Genomic DNA, 16,007 nt, shown 5'->3' on the forward strand with positions numbered 1-16,007 from the left:
TATCGCGCTCGGTATACTGGAGGCACCATGCGTCCTCTCCTCGAATCCCCGCCGTTTGATGCCGAGCTACTCGCCAAAGTCGAAGCCCTCACCGACGAGCTCTATGCGCTCCACCAGCACGGAAAACCCAAGAACGAGGCGATTGCGCGGCTGAACGACCTGATTCGAGAACCGGTCGATGAAGGCGCTGTCTGGGGGGCATTTGGTTCGGTAGACTCGGAGGTTTGGGCACGATTTCTTGTCTTTGACTACAGCCTTATCCCCGACGATCTTTCTCGCGAGGAGATGTTGGAGCTGATCCAACACGTTCGTGGAGAGGAAACAAATGAGTTTCTCCTTGACTTTTGGATTGAGTGCTTGAAGAAAAACACAGGAAATTCACACTTTGGCGACCTTCTCTACTGGCCCAATGTGTACTTTGGCGACGAGGAAAAGCTACATATTGAGCTGACACCGGAGGGGATTCTGGAGACGGCATTGACGACGAAAGCGGTGGAGAGGGTAGGCGAATGAGAGCAATGGTGGCGAGTGCGGAGCCGCTGGCGTCGCAGGTGGGTGTGGACGTGATGCGGCGGGGTGGGAATGCGGTGGATGCGGCGGTGGCGGTCGGGTTTGCGCTGGCGGTGACCTATCCGCAGGCGGGGAATCTCGGCGGCGGTGGGTTTCTGCTGTGGCGGCGCAAGGACGGCCAGACCGCGGCGGTGGACTACCGCGAGATGGCGCCCGCTGCGGCGTTTCGGGAGGTCTACGCCGGGAAGACCGACGAGGGCGGGCCGACGGTCGGGTGGCGGGCATCGGGGACGCCGGGGACGGTGGCGGGGCTGGCGTTGGCGCACAAAAAATACGGCTCGGGCAAGCTCTCGTTTGCGGCGCTGATCGAGCCCGCACGGGCGCTGGCGGCGGAGGGTTTCGTCGCGCCGGCGTCGCTGAGCCGTTCGCTGGCCAGCTACACGGCGCTGCTCTCGCGCTATGAGGCATCCAAGGCTGTGTTTGTGGGGATCGGTGAAGGGCAGAAATTCCGTCAGCCGGAGCTGGCCGAGACCCTGGCGCGGATTCAGAAAAACGGCCCACGCGAGTTCTACGAGGGCGAGACCGCGCGGCGCATTGCGGCGGCGATGCGGCCCCACGGCTGGATCAGCGAGCGCGACCTAAAAGGCTACGACGTCAAGGAGCGCGGGGTAGTCACGGGGCGCTACCGAGGGCACGGGATTGTCTCCATGCCCCCGCCGTCGTCGGGCGGGGCGGTACTAATCGAGATTCTCAATATCCTAGAGGGCTTCGAGCTCGGCAAGCTGGGCTGGGAGAGCCCGCTACGCTGGCACTTGGTTATCGAGGCGATAAAGCGGGCCTTTGCCGACCGTGCGGAGTTCTTCGGCGACCCGGACTTTGTCCGTGTTCCTGTCGCCAAGCTCACCGACCCCGCCTACGCCGCCCGCTGGCGCGCCAGTATTGATTTACACCACGCCACCCCGAGTAGCGCGATCCGTGCGGGGCAGGCGAGCCACGAGCCGCTCCACACGACCCACTTCTCCATTCTCGACAGCGACGGCAACGCGGTCTCGAACACCTACACGCTCAATGGCCCGTATGGCTCCGGCGTGACCATTCCCGGCACGGGGATTCTGATGAACAACGAGATGGACGACTTCGCGGCCAACCCCGGCAAGCCCAACCGCTACGGCCTGATCCAGGGCGAGAGCAACGCCGTGAGGGCTAAAAAGCGCCCCCTCTCCTCCATGACCCCGACCTTTGTGACCAACCCCGACGGCACGCTACGGCTCATTATCGGCTCTCCTGGCGGCCCGACCATCATCAACACCGTCCTCCACGTGATCCTCAATGTCCTCGACCATGGCCAAGGTATCGCCGACGCGATCGCGGCACCGCGCGCACACCACCAGTGGCTCCCCGATGAGATCGGTGCCGACAAGCACCTCCCGGAGAGCGTCAAAGGGGGCCTGGAGCGCCTCGGGCACACGTTTGGCAAGCCCCGCTCGCTGGGGGACGCCCAAGGAATCCTACTCGCCCCCGATGGCACGGTAGCCGGCGCAAGCGACCCCCGCGGCTCAGGAAGGACAATCGGCGGATAAAAATCGCCGCTTGAGCTGCTCCAGTGCCTGTCGGTCTGGGGGCGTGAGCGGCTCGCGGCGCAGCGCGGGCGCAAGTGCGGGGAAGTGCGCGGCCAGTGCTTCTTTGGTGTAGAGCTCGACCCCCTCGGAGAGGGCCACGGCTTGCCCGAGCTGAAAGGCGATGCTCTTGGCGATATCCTCGGGCGTCCCGTTCTTGCCGAAGTCCACGGGCTCGGCGAGGTCCAGTACTTCTAGCATCGCGCATCTCTGGACAAAGTCACCGCTCAGGGCGCGCTTCACGGCCTCACGCTGCGGGGTGCGGGAGTAGAGGGAGAGGACAATGCGCGCGGCCCGCTGGCGCTTGGCGTCTAGGTCGCGCGGGACGGGGCGAGCGATAGCGAGCGGGTGGGGCTGGGGGTGAAAGCCGTAGGTCGCAAGAGCGGCGTTGTTGGTCTCGTCGGGGAGGCCCTTGAGCGTTTCCGTAATCACTCCCTCGTGCAGGACGGCGAAGTTGACGTTGAGTTTCTTGTCCGTACCGAGCTGCGCCGCAAGCTCCGGCGCGAGCTGCGCGGCGAGTGCCTTGCTGTCTTCCAGTGTGGGCAGAGCATCGACAAAGACGACGATGTCACAGTCAACCGAAGAGGGCGAGCCGAAGACATGAAAGACCATGGTTCTCTATCGGCTCGCCCGGTGGGTTTGTTAAGCTAGCGCGTTTTCTCGAGTACCTCGATGTTCTTGCGGTAGATATTGCTAAAGGACGTGCCTTGTGGCAGGCGGTCCGCCGCTTCGGTGGCCTTGCGGTACCAGTAGAGTGCGCGTTGTCGTCGCTCTGGCGAGGGAGTGCCGTGGTTGGGTAGGTTGCCTAAGACCCCCTGGAAGTACAGCGCACGCGCCTCGGCTTTCTCTGTCGCAAAGTCCTTGTGCGGGCCGACATGGTGGGTGAAGTTGGCCGGATCGTCCCAGCTCAAGCTCCCTTCTGTCTGGGGCAGCGGGATCGTCAGCTCCAAGTTCTCTCTCACCAGCGCGACCGTGCGTCCTCCTGTGCCAATGCGCTCGTAGACCTCGAGGCTGACTGACACGGTTAGCCGGAGGCTAGTCGGGCGCGAGTCGGTAACGAGATAGGGCTCCTCGGGGCAGAGATAGAGCGTGTCGGCGCTCCCCGTGCCGGGCCAGAGGAGGCTGATGTACTGGCGGCCCAGGTTGTCCGTGGCCTGCACGCTACTTGCCGAGAGCGAGAAAGGGACTGTACCCGAGCCGAGCGCAAGGTGCGTGTTCCCGACCCAGTGCTCCAGGTGGACCTTGAGGCAGCCCTCATTGTCACGGATCGGCACGGAACCCACGACGGTTAGCCCTTTGTTGCGGGCGGCACTCTCGCCCTGTGCCTCCGGGGCCGTGCAGGGCGTGGTCATATCGAAGCGAGGGAGCTGAGCTGCTTGAGGCACCTGGGTAACTCCCTCGGGGAGCGTGACATCGTAGTGGGCCTCCAGTTCGGCTTGTGGGGTCTCTCGCCCCGTGAGTTTTTCTTGGGCGTCTCGTGCCTGGCGCTGGATGCTATAGCGGCTGGGGAGGCTGGTCTTGGTGTCTATCTCCAGGCGAGCGGTGTCCTGCACATAGGCCTTTGGCATCGCCCTGTCCTCTTTGATATCCACATCGCTGAGGTAGGTCGCGTCGGCCTCCAAGGTGCGCCGTGTGCCGTCTGTCCGGTCGCGAGTCCAGTCTGCAGGGTCGCCGCTGAGCCCGGCGAGGAAGCCAGCGCGGGGATCGGCGAGGGTCTTGGGATTGGCTCCCACGGACTTCTGGACCAGAACAAAGCCGGGGCGTGGCCCTAGGAAACCCTCTGGCCCCGCGGGTGCTTGGAAGAAGAGCCGCCGCTTGCCATCGTCGAGTAGCACGTTGTCGCCGATCTGCTCGCGGTAGAAGAACGGGGCACGGCGGCCCCAGATCTCCCAGCGCACTCTCTTGCCGTACTGGATGCGCCAGCCGGAGAAGTGCCAGGTGAGGGTCTTGCCGATAGCGGCCTCGATACCCGCGGCGGAGGCGGGGCTGAGGAAGAGGCGCGGGGCGGCGACCAGACCGATTCCGGTAACAGCGAGGGCCGCTAGCGCGGCACGTCGGGTAAGAGCCATGGGAGTTTTCGCTTTCTTGAGGTCGGGGAGGCTTGCGAGGGTGCGGTCACGCAGTCCCTCGGGGAGGGCAGGGTCTTGGGTACGAAGCTGCTGTGAGCGCTTGCGTAGGTTCTTATCAAAGGACATGACAGGTCTCCTTTTCGGTATCGGAGTCGGGGGAAAAGTGGGCGGTGAGGGCGGTTTTGAGGAGCCGGGTGGCGCGGTGGAGCCGGGACTGAACCGTTCCCAAGGGGAGCTCTAGAAGCTGGGCGACCTCCTGGTAGGAGAGCTCCTCGATCCGCACGAGCACAAAGACCTCGCGGTAGCTCTCGGGGAGCGCTGCGACAGCCTGTTCCAGCGCCTTGAGGGACTCTGCCTGGGTGCAGTGTGCCAGGGGATCGGCCTGAGAGTCGCTCTCGACCAGGGCTTCGTCGAGGGGGACCGACTCGTGTGCTTGCCGATGGTGGGTGCGCCAGTGGTTGACGGCGATCCCGCAGAGCCAGGTCGAGAGTGCTCCCCGGCCGCGCCAGCGCTCCAGGCTCTGCCAGGCGGTGAGAAAGGTCTCTTGGGTGAGGTCCTCCGCCAGGCTGGGGTTGTCGCTCAGGCGGCGCAGCAAGTGGAAGACACGGCGGCTGTGTCGGTCAAAGAGCTTGCCGAACGCCGCTTTGTCGCCGTGGCGTGCTCGCTGCACGAGCCAGAGATCGGGGAGTAGCATGGTCTATTGTGTTCCTTCGGCGTTGAGTGACACAAACCCTGGCTATTGTTCCCAAAGGCCAAGAAATATCGTGCATTAAGAGATGCGATACAATAGCCGCCGTGGAAATTACGTTTCTGGGGACCGGCTCGGGTGCGCCCTCGCGAGCACGCAACGTCTCGGCGACGGCCCTACACCTGCCCCAGCGCGGCGAGTGGTGGCTGATCGACTGCGGCGAGGGGACACAGCACCAGATTCTCCGCGCCTCCCATATCCGGCTCTCCCAGCTGACGCGTATCTTCCTGACCCACCTCCACGGCGACCATCTCTTTGGCCTGCCGGGGCTGCTCGCCTCGCGGGCGCTCGCGCAAGGCGGGGTAGGGCCGATCACGATCTACGGCCCCGACGGTGTCGAGGCGTGGCTCAAGGCGACCCTGCGTGTCTCCGGGATGCGCTTTGGCTTCCCCGTGACCTTTGTGACCGTCAAGCCCGGCGAGGTCTGCACCGATGGCGAGTTCACGGTCACGGCGGCACCCGTGCGACACCGGATCGAGGCCTATGCCTTTGCGGTGCGGGAGGCCGAGCAGGCGGGGCGCTTCGATGTCGCGGCGGCGGCGGCGCTGGGAATCCCCCCGGGACCGCTCTACGGCCAGCTCAAGGCGGGCAAGACCGTCACCCTCGACGATGGCCGGGTGATCGAGGGGAGTGCGCTGGTCGGCCCGACACGGCCCGGGCGCTGCGTGGTCTTCTCGGGCGACACGGGGCCGGCACCGGAGCTGGCTCCGCTGGCCAAGGGGGCAGACCTGCTGATCCATGAGGCAACCTACTCCGAGCTAGACCGGGGCCTCGCCGACCGTGCCGCCCACGCCACCGCGACTGTCGCCGCCGAGGTGGCCCGTGAGGCGGGGGTGCACTCTCTCCTCCTGACCCACTTCTCGGCGCGCTACGAAGGCGGCGAGAGCGAGGTCAACCTAGAGACCCTCCTCAGCGAGGCCCGGGCGATCTTCCCGGAGACCCGCCTCGCCTATGACCAGCTCCGGGTTAGCGTCCCTCGACGAGAGCAATAACGGCCTCGGGGGGGCGTCCGATCACCGCGCGCTCTCCAAACACCGCAATCGGGCGCTGGAGGAGCCTGGGATGGGCGGCAAGCGCGGCCAGAAGCTCGGTGTCGGTGAGAGCGGGGTTGTCCAGTCCAAGAGTGGTGTACTCGGGCTCGTCGGTGCGGAGGAGCGTCCGGGCGGGCTGTCCCAGCTTTTGCAGGACCGCCTCAAGCTGCTCCACACTCGGGGGCGTCTCCAGGTAGAGAACCAGCTCCGGCGCGATTCCATGCTCCTGAAGCAGGGCCAGGGCGGCTCGTGACTTGGAGCAGGCGGGGTTGTGGTAGAGGGTGACGTGGCTCATTGGTGCTTTAGCGTACCCGCAAGTGCCTCCCGAATGAGCCGTGCTACTTTCCAGCGCCAGGCGGGGCTGCGTGCCGCTTGAAGGTCTTTGGGGTTGGAGATGGTCGCCAGCTCGATCAAGACGCTCTGCGGGACGGGGTTGTGGAGGGGATTGAGAACACCCAGCTCGCGTGGCTTTGGCTCGCCTCCACGCCGGTGTCCACTGAGCCCACTTTTTTTCCACCGCACCGCCAGCTCCCGTGCGAGCTGGGGGGGGCGGCTCAAGCGGGCATCGTAGCAGATCAGGCCACCCCGCCACTTGCTCGCACTGAGGGCATCGTAGTGGAGGGAGAGAAAGAAGATCGGACGCCGCGTCTGTTGCTGTTGCCAGAGCTGGGCGGCGAGCTGGGCACGTCGGTAGAGGTCCTCGGGGCTCTCGCCGTGCCGAATCCCCACAAACTTATTGTCGCTGAGAAAGCGGGCATCGCGGGGGGCCTGCAGGGGCGGCTCGGGCTGGCCCTCTTTGGGGAGGGGCGTGAGGGTGCTGCTGTGGACCGTAAAGATCACCTCCGCGCCCGCTTGCTGGAGGGAGGACGCGAGGGTGGCGGCCATGCGGTAGGTGAGCTGCGCCTCGCTCATCCCGCCGCGCTGCGCCCCCGAGTCTGCGCCGCCGTGGCCGGGGTCCAGCACGACCAGGACTCCCTTGAGAAACGGGTGCTTGTCGGACGCGGGGGGGAGAGTGGGGTGGGGTGGGGTGGGGCGTCTGCGGCACTGTCCCACCAGCCCGATCACCAAGAAAAACGCCAGGACAAGAGGGAGGTCCCCTAGTCGCTCTCGGCGTGCTCGGCGCTTGGTCGGGCGGGGAGGCGTCACGGCAACATCATACCGTAGCTTTTCCCGATGCTGTAGGTTTTACATTTGCTATGTTTCGGGCGATACTGTAGCAACTATGACAAAACTTAACCAGATCATCGCGGTCGAAAAAGGGGTCAAGACCGCCGCGTTTCAGAAACTCACCGATGTCTACCAGCTCTTGCAGAAGAATGCGCTGCTCTCCGGTATCTCGCGCACCTACCGCCCCCGTGACGAAGAAGGCGAGTCGCTCCCGCCCGAGTCCACGCGGGTTCAGCTCCGCACCGAGGAAGTGATCAAGGAAGTCACCGAGGAGCTGACCCGGCTCTTCGATGTCACCGCGACCAAGGAGTGGGCCAACTGCCAGGCTAAGGCCGATGTTCTGGTCGAGGGCACGGTTCTTCTGAAGGATGTCCCCGCGACCTACTTACTCTTTCTGGAAAAGCAGCTCGTGGACCTCCATACGTTTATTAAGAAGCTCCCTACCTTGGATGCCTCCGAGAGCTGGGAGTTCGATGCATCGGCCAACTGCTACGCCACCGAGCCCGTACAGACCGTCAAGACCCGCAAGATTCCCCGCAACCATGTCAAGGCGGAGGCCACCGAGCACCACCCGGCTCAGGTCGAGGTCTACTACGAAGACGTCGCGATTGGCTACTGGCGCACGGTCAAGTTCTCGGGCGCTCTGCCGGCCAAGCGTATCCACGAGCTGACGGAGCGTGTCGAGCGGCTCCAGCAGGCCGTGAAGTTTGCCCGCGAGGAAGCAAATAGCCTGGAGGTCACCGACCAAAAGCTGGGCGCAAAAGTCTTTCAGTATCTGTTTGGATAGGCTATGAAACTTCTCTTTTGTGGTTACTGCCACGACATTGTCCGCCTGTTCCCTGAACGTCGCACCTGCCACTGTGGACGTTCTTGGGGACAGTACCTAGAAGACAATTCCACCACGATCCAGACGGCAAATACCCTCTCATTGGGTATTGCCAATCCTGATTTCTGGAGGGCAGTTGAGGTTTATCAAGAGTCCCCCGAGCACTTCTCGCCCGAGCTCTCGATGCGTGCTTGGATCAATCCTCTGACGGAAGAAGATGTCCGCTATATCCGCCCTGAAGACACCTCCCTGGAGAACGCGAAGTCTCTTTAGCGGAGTACAAAGTATCGGCTATACTGTGCTTGGAGCAATCCAGACTTAGCTTTAGCAGTAGCGTGACGGGGAGCTGTGTCCTACGTGCAGGTTCGAGTCCTGCCCCCTGCATCTGATCCTTGCAGGGGTAGCCCAACTTGGTAGAGGCGGCAGAGTTTCCCAAAACAGACTTAGACTCTTGCTCTAGACTAAGCATTTCTTCGTGGATCGCCGGGTCGAGCGAGTCGCGCCGAGAACGCCTGAAAGAGGTTCGATTCCTCTCTGGCCCATCGTGAGGGCCGGTAGTTTATCGGAAAAACCAGATGTTATAACGAGTGAGTGCGACTCTTAAACGTGACGGCGTGCTAAGTGCACGATACCCCGAGGCCGGGAGCTGGTCATGCTCTCGGCCTCTCTCGTTTGTGGTAGGATAAGGCTTATATGACACGTTCGGCGGGCAAGAATACCCTGCTTGTAATGGCCTTCGTCCTCCTCTCCCGCGTCCTTGGCGTCGTGAGAGACATGGTGATCAACCAGGTTTTTGGCCAGAACCACGTCACTGATATCTACACCGCCGCCTTCCGAATCCCCGATATTCTGCAGTACCTGGTCGCCGGGGGCGCGCTCGCCACGGTCTTTGTTCCGGTCTTCACCGAGTACTGGAACGCGGGCAAGCAGCGCGATGCCTGGAAGGTCTTTGGCACCGTGATGAGTGTCGTGGCCTGTATCGCTCTGGTCCTCGTGCTGATCATGGAGCTGGCCGCGGCTCCCCTGGGGCGCTTCATGAACCCCGGGCTTGGGCTGCAAAAGCAAGTCACCGTGAGCTTCTGGGACGGCTGGCGGGTCTTGCTACACCCCGATGATGCCCCGCAGGAGCAGCGCGATGCCTGGGAGCAAGTGGCGCGGCTCTCGCGGATTCTCTTGCCGGCGCAGTGGTGCTTCTTTGTCGGGGGGCTCATGATGGGCACCCTCAATGCGCGCCACCGGTTTCTTATCCCCGCGATTGGCCCTATCGCCTACAATGGGCTGATCATTGTTGGCGGGCTCACCCAGCTCTTTGTCCCCGAGAACCAGCGGAGCATCACGGCGATGTGCTGGGGTGCGCTCTTTGGAGCCGTGGCGGGGAATTTTTTCCTTCCGATCTGGGAGCTCAAGCGCACGGGGGGGAAGTTCTGGCTAAGCTTTGAGGTCGGGCATCCGGGGGTGCGCAAGGTGGGCAAGCTCATGCTTCCCGCGCTCTTGGGGCTCTCGCTCTCGCAGCTCGGTTTCTGGATCACCGGCTCGTTTGCCTCCGGGGAGGGCTCGCTCTCAGCGCTTCGTAATGCCTACAACCTCACCCAGGCCCCGATTGGGATCTTCGCGCAGGCATCGGCGATCGTGATCTTCCCCACCATCTCTGGGCTCGCGGCGGAGAAGAACTGGAAGGAGTTTCGCAAGGAGATCCACTACGGCATCCGGCGGATTCTCTTCCTGACAATGCCCGCCTCGCTGCTGATGGCGACCCTGGCCGAGCCGATTATCGCCGCGATCTACTTCAAGGGAAAGTTCACCCAGGATGCCAGCGGGGCGTTTACGGTCGCAAACTTGCTCGCTTCGGCGATGGCGCTACGGCTCTACTCGCTGGGGACCTTTGCCTGGAGCGCGCAGGCCGTGCTGGCGCGTGGGTTCTACGCCATGCAGAACAGCAAGACCCCCGTGGTGATCACGACCTGCATGGTGTTCTTCTTCACCGGGCTCTGTGCCTTTCTTCCCCGCGTTCCGGGGCTGGCCAACTACGGCCTCGCGCTGGCGCTCTCGCTGGCGGGGACGGTGAACATGCTGATCTTCTTCCGAACCCTCCAGAAGCACGTGGGGGGGCTGAACCTGCGCGGGCTGGTGGTCGCGGCGCTGAAGATCACGCTGGCCGCGCTGGCCGCCAGTGGCACGGCGTTTTTGTTTCTGCGCCTCTTCTGGCACCTGCCGACCGTGGAGCACCAGGGCAGTGCCCGCTTCCAGGGGATCGCGGTCTCGGTGCTGGCGAGCGCCGCGTCGCTGGCAGTCTATGGGATTGTCTGTGCGCTACTGCGGGTCCCGGAGCTCTGGAGCATCCGGGACATGTTCAAGAAAAAGCCCAAGGACTCTGCGGCTAGCCCTTCCGTGCCGCAAAGTCCTGAATAAGCGCGGCGAGCGCCTGGCAGCCCTCGACGGGGAAGGCGTTGTAGATACTGGCGCGGAGGCCGCCCACATTGCGGTGGCCCGGGAGACCGTCCATGCCCAGTGCCTGTGCCTCGGTGAGGAAGGCCTTCTCTAGCTCCGGGGTGGCGAGCTTAAAGGTGAGGTTCATCCACGAGCGGTGCTCCTTGACCGCGACACAGGGTGTAAAGACACTCGGCGCGGCATCCAGGGCATCGTAGATCAGCGCTGCTTTCTGCTGGTTGCGCGCCGCGACCGCCTTGACCCCACCCTCCGCGGCGATCCACTTGAGGGTCAGGCCCAGGACATAGATCGGGAAGACCGGCGGCGTGTTGTAGAGCGACTGCTTGTCGCACTGGACCTGGTAGGAGAACATCGGGGGGAGGTTCTTCTGCGCGACCGCCAGAAGCGACTTGCGGAGGATCACAAAGGTGACACCCGCAGGGCCGGCGTTCTTCTGTGCCCCGGCGTAGATCAGGTCGAGCTGGCTGTAGTCGCGGTCCACCCCAAAGATATCGGAGCTGGCATCGGCGAAGAGGGGAGCGCCCTGGGTCTCGGGGAGCGTGAAGACCTGGGTTCCCTCGATCGTGTTGTTGGTGGTCAGGTGGAGGTAGCTCGCCTCGCCGGAGGGGATGATCTCGGGCAGGCGGTCGTAGTTGGTCGCCTTCGACGAGCCCGCGATATGGACACGCCCGACGCGCCTTGCCTCGGCGATTGCCTTGGCACCCCACTCACCCGCATCGACATAGTCCGCGGTCTCGCCATCGCCCAGGAAGTTCATCGGCAGGAGCGCAAACTGCGTGCTCGCCCCGCCGCCCATCAGCGCGACCGTGTACTCGCTCGCCGAGAGCCCGAGGGTGGAGAGGAGCAGCTCCTGTGCCTCGGCGTGGACGGGGTCGTACCACTTGCCGCGGTGGGAGAGCTCGAGGATGGACATGCCCGAGCCCTGGAACTCAAGGACGGCCTGGCTGGCTTCTTCTAAAACAGAGACGGGAAGGATGCCGGGACCGGCAGAGAAGTTGTAGATTCGATTCATAGCTTTGTGGGAGTGGCCGCCTTGCTGCGGTGGACCAGCTCGGTCATGGTGACAAACTCGTAGCCCTGGGCGCGCAGGCTCTTGACGATCTCCGGGAGGGCAAGGATGGTATTGTCCGGGGCGTTGTGCAGGAGGAGGATGGTTCCTGGCTTGACTTTCTTCAGGACAAAGTCGGTCAGGTCTTCCGGGCGGAACGGGGCGTACTCGAACTTAAAGCCATCGACTGTCCAGTAGGCTCCGTGCATGCCCAGCGCCGACGCCGCATCGGCGATCGCGCCATTGAAGTTGCCGCCGGGGGGGCGGTAGAACCGCGGGCGCTTGCCGGTGATATCCCGCACGACAACACTGGTTCGGCAGAGCTCCTTGCGCACCGCATCCGGGGTGAGGTAGGTCAGGTTTGGGTGGGTGTAGCTATGGTTGGCGATCTCATGGCCCTCGTCGTCCATGCGGCGGATCAGGTCCGGGTTGGCCTCTGCTCGTGCGCCCACCACAAAGAAAGTCACCTTGACATTGAGGTTGCGGAGCATGTCCAGCATGGCCGGTGTCCGGTACTTTAAAGGGTTCGGGCCATCGTCGAGGGTGAGCGCGATCAGCTTCTCGGGGGTCTGGCCGCGCCAGTAGCCATTGCCGATCCCGACATACTTCTTGTTGTACTCTTTGAGCGACGCGTAGGCGGAGCGAAACTGCGGGTCGATCGCCACGACCGACTCGATATGGGCGAGCGCGGCGGCGCTATCTTTCTGCCGGACTGCGGCCTCGGCGAGGGCGTAGTGCGCGGCTTTCCGGCTGGGCTGTGGCGTCAGGAGGGCACGCAGGCGCGGCTCCAGCGCGGCACGGAGCTCCGGGCTGACCCTGGCTTCATGGGCCGGGCTCGGGTTTCCATTGGCGATTCGGACGAGCCGGCGGGTCTCGTTGAGTGGCTCGCCCTGGCTGTTGCAGGCAGTGACAATCAGGGTATAGAGGCCGTTGGCGAGCCGGGTGGTGTTCCAGCTCGTGACATAGGGGGCGCTATTGACAGTCGCGGAGTAGTTGCCTGGCACGCGGTAGGTGACAAGGGCCGTCCCAGGGGGGACCGTCCCTGCGGTCAGGGTCGCCTGTCCGCGCAGGGTGGGGGTGTTGGCCGGGGCCTCCGGGAGAGAGAGGGGCTCGACTGCGGCGGCACCGCCCTCTGCCATGCGTCGCTCGACAAAGGGCAGGGTCAGGGCGCGGGATTCTTCACATGCACGCCACTCCGGGCGCGCGAGCAGCGCCGTGAGGAGCGCGACGCCTCGGGGATCGTCGCCGGCTCGGAGTGCGGACATGCCCGCGAGCTGGAGGCGCAGGGGGTCGGGCTCTTTCTCGGTGACGCTGCCCAGCTCGGTGGCCACCTGCTTGTCCCCCGCGAGAAGCCGAACGTACAGCGCCAGGTTGGGGTCGCTGCTGGCGAAGCCCGCTGCACCCTGCCGGTCGTTGAGGAGCAGGCGGGCCTGGGCCAGCCCTAGCGCGGTCAGCGGGTTCTCGGGTTCCTGCTCGCGTGCTTGCCGAAGGGCGGACTCGGCGCGGCGGGCATCCCCGGTGTGGAGCGCAAGGGCCGCGACTGCCAGGAGCCCGCAGATCTCGTTGCGATCGACTGCCAGCGCCCGTGCGAGTGCGGCACGGGCCAGCGGGTGCTCTCCCGACTCAAGCCGACCGACTGCCTCGCTGAGGGCATCGCTGTAGCTTCCATTGGTATCTTGTGCCTGTGCCGACGCGCAAAAAAACGCCGCCACGCCAAGCGCTGCGACGACGCAATCCGGGGCGGCAAGGGGGGATTTCTCTCTTGCCATGGTTCGGAGAGAATTATACCATCCGCTTTAGTTTGGAGCGTTTCTTGCCAATGATAGATAAGGCGCACTCTTGCGCGGGGACGCGTCTCCGTACGCGAACCAAAAGGAAAAGGAACGATGCATCTCAATAAATTCTTCCTGGTAGCGGCCATCGGACTCGCATCACTCGTTGCTCTACCAGCCCATGCGGAGGAGTCGGGCAAGTCCAGCCGCTTTCTCTTTGGGCCACAGCTAGGCTTCTTCACACCCGCCTCGCGCGTGGTGCGTGACCGCTTTGGGGGCTCGTGGACCAACCTAGGCCTAGGACTCGGCGATGTGGCAGCGCCGACCTCCAAGGGCGAGCTCAACTTCGATGTCAACCTAATCTCCTCCCGTGCCAAAGAGGCCGAGGCGCTCCTGGCACCCATCGGGCTTGTCTACCGCCGAGGGACCTCCGAGGAGAAAAAGACCCGACCCTACTTTGGGGCATCGGTCAACCTCCTGGTGACCAACTTCCGCTCCAACTACATCCTCGACAGCATCCCCAGCGGGATTCGGACGGGTGCCGGCGGGAGTGTCTTTGGGGGTGTCTCCATGGGAAACCGCTTCTATGTCGAGGGGCGCTACTATGCCTTCAGCAAGATCCGTAACTTTGACTTCTCAGGCCTGAACATCGGTGTCGGCTGGCGTCTGTAGCGCTTTTTTTAAGAAAACCGAAACCTGCGTCCCCCGTTTTTCGTATAGATAAAGTAGAAGCGGGGGACGTGGTATTTTCCAACGTTTAGAGATATACTACCGGACTACTTGGAGATGGTTGGAACACCCTGTCGGGAGCAACTTAAGGCATGAAGTACAAGCGCTGCTGTGCGTGTGATTACTTTGTGACGACGACGGATCGTCGCTGTCCTAACTGTGGCATTGCGGACCCCCGCAATGAGCGTCCGGATCGGGGCATCCCGGAGATCGTGGCGCAGGGGGATACCCTCACCATGGAGACCCCGATGACCGATGGCGTCCGCGCGGCTTTTGGCGGATTTATCGGAGCCGTGATCGGAGGCTTCCTGATGGCGGGAATGGGAGTCGCGGTGGGGCTTGCGGTGGGAATCAGCCTCGGCGTGCTCCTCGGGGCCGACAAAGAGTGGTCGCCGCCCGAGCTAACCAACCTTGCCAAGCGCATGATCGAGTGTCTCCGCAACGACGAAGAGACGATTCGCCAGCGCCTCAATGACATTGCCCAGCGCGAGAAGCACCTGGAAGAGACCCGGCAGCAGGTCGCGGTCTCGGGGGGGGACGCCGCCACGCAGGAGCGCTGGAATAAAGTTCGCCAGACCATCGACTCCGCCGCCGGGGTTCTCGCCAAGCAGCGCGATCGCTACCATGCCAAGCTCTGGGAGATCGCCCTCGTGCGCTGGCAGAACGCTCTGGAGCCGCTCGCCTCGGACTGGGAGTCTCTCACGCACGAGGCCTGTAACCAGCGCCTGCGCCAGCTAGAGCGCCTGCGCGACCAGGGCAAGCAGTACCTCGATGACTGGGAAGGCGTGGACCTCACCGACCTCCCTGAGGCCCGCCGCTGCCTGGAGCGCCTCCGCAACGCCCTGGAGAGCTGCGACCAGCTTCGTGAGGCCCTGATTGTGGAGCAGGCTCGCCTCGCGGTCGTGGGTATCGCCCCGGTTGACGAAGCCCTCTCGACCTCGATGAGCACGAGCTCCACGGCACTCCACGCGCTGGATGTCTTCAATGCCCGCGCCGCCCTAGGGGAGTTTGAGAGCGCCTTCGACGACCTGGAGGCCGAGTACAACCGCCTCAGAAGTGAGGACGAGCTTGCGCAGCAGGTTACTCTGGTTCAGCGCCGCTAGCCTGCTGATCGCTCTCAGCGGCTGCGCCAAGGTTGGAACCACGACCGATATCAAGGCCGATGGCTCGTTCACGCGCACGGTGGTCTACCGTGGAAGCGCCCCCAGCACCGATGGCTTCACGATGGGACCGACCCTCGACGACATTGTCGCGCCGCCTCGCACCCCGGGCTGGCAGGTGACTCGCGCGAAGGACCCCAAGAACGACAGTGAGCTGGTGCTGACCGCGACAAAGGCCTTCGCGCCGGGCGAGACGCTCACCGATGACCTGGCACTCAAGGCGCCGCCGAAAAAAGACGCGCCGACAAGTACCCCCCCGACATTTGTCCTAGGCAACACCGTGGCGGTCACCAAGCTTCCCAACGGTACCATCGCCTACCGCGAGACAATCCGCTGGCGCGGCCCACGCCCCAGCGAGCTCGCCACCCCCGATCCTACGTTTCTGGCCGCGCTCTCGTCGGCTGTGCCCGCCCTCGACAAAGCGGGGCAGGTCGCGGTGGAAAAACGAGTCCACCAGAGTGTCTGGCAAGCGCTCTTTGGCCCCGGCGAGCCCCTGATCGGCCTGCTCATGACCCACCCGGAGCTCGGGGAGTTTCGTCTCAAGCGGCGCCTCAGCGACTCGCTCCTTGCTGCACTGCAAGACGCTCTCGGCAACAAGCTCACCGAGGCCGAGCGCCGCGCCGCGGTTCAGAAGCTAGTCACCTCCCTCACCGACGACGTGAAGGACAAGACTAAAAAGCAGGTGAACGCCGGGCCTAGTGGAAGTGGCAGCAGCGACGATACCCTAGTGGCGCTTCTGATCAAGGCGCGCTTCCCCGGTAAGGTGCTCCAGACAAACGGCGAGCTCGACCCCGCCACCGGCGAGGTGATCTGGGGCCTCTTCTCCCAGGCTGCCGCCGCCGGCGACGTTGTCCTGACCGCCGTCTGCGAGCCCGAGAAGTGA

At 63.9% G+C, this 16,007-nt stretch carries 16 protein-coding genes; 9 read left to right on the top strand and 7 right to left on the bottom strand.

Annotated features, from left to right (window positions below; genetic code table 11):
- Positions 1-27: 27 nt before the first annotated feature.
- Both HNQ39_RS24445 and ggt read left to right on the top strand, forming a co-directional pair.
- Positions 28-513, top strand: coding sequence for a hypothetical protein (locus HNQ39_RS24445; protein WP_184203080.1), 486 nt, complete (start codon positions 28-30; stop codon positions 511-513).
- Complete coding sequence (ggt, locus tag HNQ39_RS24450; protein ID WP_184203082.1) at positions 510-2,090, top strand: gamma-glutamyltransferase; 1,581 nt, start codon at positions 510-512, stop codon at positions 2,088-2,090. Before HNQ39_RS24445 ends, ggt begins: the two co-directional genes overlap by 4 nt.
- On the opposite strand, the gene HNQ39_RS24455 is transcribed toward ggt, so the two are convergent.
- Genes HNQ39_RS24455 through HNQ39_RS24465 form a run of 3 tightly spaced genes read right to left on the bottom strand, consistent with a single transcriptional unit; the run spans position 2,067 to position 4,889 of the window.
- Complete coding sequence (locus HNQ39_RS24455) at positions 2,067-2,738, bottom strand: hypothetical protein (RefSeq protein WP_184203084.1); 672 nt, start codon at positions 2,736-2,738, stop codon at positions 2,067-2,069. The genes ggt and HNQ39_RS24455 overlap by 24 nt on opposite strands.
- A gap of 35 nt (positions 2,739-2,773) precedes the next feature.
- On the bottom strand, positions 2,774-4,321 hold the full coding sequence (locus tag HNQ39_RS24460; protein ID WP_184203086.1) for a hypothetical protein: 1,548 nt from the start codon (positions 4,319-4,321) through the stop codon (positions 2,774-2,776).
- Positions 4,311-4,889 carry an RNA polymerase sigma factor gene (locus tag HNQ39_RS24465; RefSeq protein ID WP_184203088.1) on the bottom strand — a complete coding sequence of 193 codons (579 nt, stop codon included), beginning with the start codon at positions 4,887-4,889 and terminating at the stop codon, positions 4,311-4,313. Before HNQ39_RS24465 ends, HNQ39_RS24460 begins: the two co-directional genes overlap by 11 nt.
- Positions 4,890-4,990: 101 nt before the next feature.
- On the opposite strand from HNQ39_RS24465, the gene rnz reads away from it, so the two are divergent.
- Complete coding sequence (rnz, locus tag HNQ39_RS24470; RefSeq protein ID WP_184203090.1) at positions 4,991-5,935, top strand: ribonuclease Z; 945 nt, start codon at positions 4,991-4,993, stop codon at positions 5,933-5,935.
- On the opposite strand, the gene arsC is transcribed toward rnz, so the two are convergent.
- A complete protein-coding gene (arsC, locus tag HNQ39_RS24475; RefSeq protein ID WP_184203093.1) occupies positions 5,910-6,269 on the bottom strand; it encodes an arsenate reductase (glutaredoxin) in 360 nt (119 codons plus the stop codon). The genes rnz and arsC overlap by 26 nt on opposite strands.
- Positions 6,266-7,120: an N-acetylmuramoyl-L-alanine amidase gene (locus tag HNQ39_RS24480; protein ID WP_184203096.1), complete on the bottom strand. Its 855-nt coding sequence runs from the start codon at positions 7,118-7,120 to the stop codon at positions 6,266-6,268. Before HNQ39_RS24480 ends, arsC begins: the two co-directional genes overlap by 4 nt.
- 76 nt (positions 7,121-7,196) lie before the next feature.
- Between HNQ39_RS24480 and HNQ39_RS24485 the strand changes: the two genes are divergently transcribed.
- The 3 genes from HNQ39_RS24485 to murJ all read left to right on the top strand — a co-directional run bounded on the left by HNQ39_RS24485 (position 7,197) and on the right by murJ (position 10,376).
- Complete coding sequence (locus HNQ39_RS24485) at positions 7,197-7,928, top strand: DUF7873 family protein (RefSeq protein WP_184203098.1); 732 nt, start codon at positions 7,197-7,199, stop codon at positions 7,926-7,928.
- Between the two features lie 3 nt (positions 7,929-7,931).
- The gene (locus tag HNQ39_RS24490) at positions 7,932-8,240 is read left to right on the top strand and encodes a hypothetical protein (RefSeq protein ID WP_184203100.1); all 309 of its coding nucleotides are present in this window, start codon (positions 7,932-7,934) and stop codon (positions 8,238-8,240) included.
- A gap of 420 nt (positions 8,241-8,660) precedes the next feature.
- Positions 8,661-10,376 carry a murein biosynthesis integral membrane protein MurJ gene (gene murJ, locus HNQ39_RS24495; protein ID WP_184203102.1) on the top strand — a complete coding sequence of 572 codons (1,716 nt, stop codon included), beginning with the start codon at positions 8,661-8,663 and terminating at the stop codon, positions 10,374-10,376.
- Here the strand turns inward: murJ and serC are convergent.
- Entirely contained in the window at positions 10,345-11,427 is a 1,083-nt protein-coding gene (gene serC / locus HNQ39_RS24500) for a 3-phosphoserine/phosphohydroxythreonine transaminase (RefSeq protein ID WP_184203104.1), read from the bottom strand. The genes murJ and serC overlap by 32 nt on opposite strands.
- The gene (locus tag HNQ39_RS24505; RefSeq protein ID WP_184203106.1) at positions 11,424-13,232 is read right to left on the bottom strand and encodes a polysaccharide deacetylase family protein; all 1,809 of its coding nucleotides are present in this window, start codon (positions 13,230-13,232) and stop codon (positions 11,424-11,426) included. Before HNQ39_RS24505 ends, serC begins: the two co-directional genes overlap by 4 nt.
- A 117-nt stretch (positions 13,233-13,349) precedes the next feature.
- On the opposite strand from HNQ39_RS24505, the gene HNQ39_RS24510 reads away from it, so the two are divergent.
- The 3 genes from HNQ39_RS24510 to HNQ39_RS24520 all read left to right on the top strand — a co-directional run bounded on the left by HNQ39_RS24510 (position 13,350) and on the right by HNQ39_RS24520 (position 16,007).
- On the top strand, positions 13,350-13,907 hold the full coding sequence (locus tag HNQ39_RS24510; RefSeq protein ID WP_184203108.1) for a hypothetical protein: 558 nt from the start codon (positions 13,350-13,352) through the stop codon (positions 13,905-13,907).
- 149 nt (positions 13,908-14,056) lie between these two features.
- Positions 14,057-15,067 carry a hypothetical protein gene (locus HNQ39_RS24515; RefSeq protein WP_184203110.1) on the top strand — a complete coding sequence of 337 codons (1,011 nt, stop codon included), beginning with the start codon at positions 14,057-14,059 and terminating at the stop codon, positions 15,065-15,067.
- Positions 15,033-16,007 (top strand): hypothetical protein, encoded by a 975-nt coding sequence (locus HNQ39_RS24520; RefSeq protein ID WP_184203112.1) that lies wholly within the window; start codon positions 15,033-15,035, stop codon positions 16,005-16,007. The genes HNQ39_RS24515 and HNQ39_RS24520 overlap by 35 nt, the downstream gene beginning before the upstream one ends.

This window comes from Armatimonas rosea (genome assembly GCF_014202505.1).
GTDB lineage: Bacteria > Armatimonadota > Armatimonadia > Armatimonadales > Armatimonadaceae > Armatimonas > Armatimonas rosea.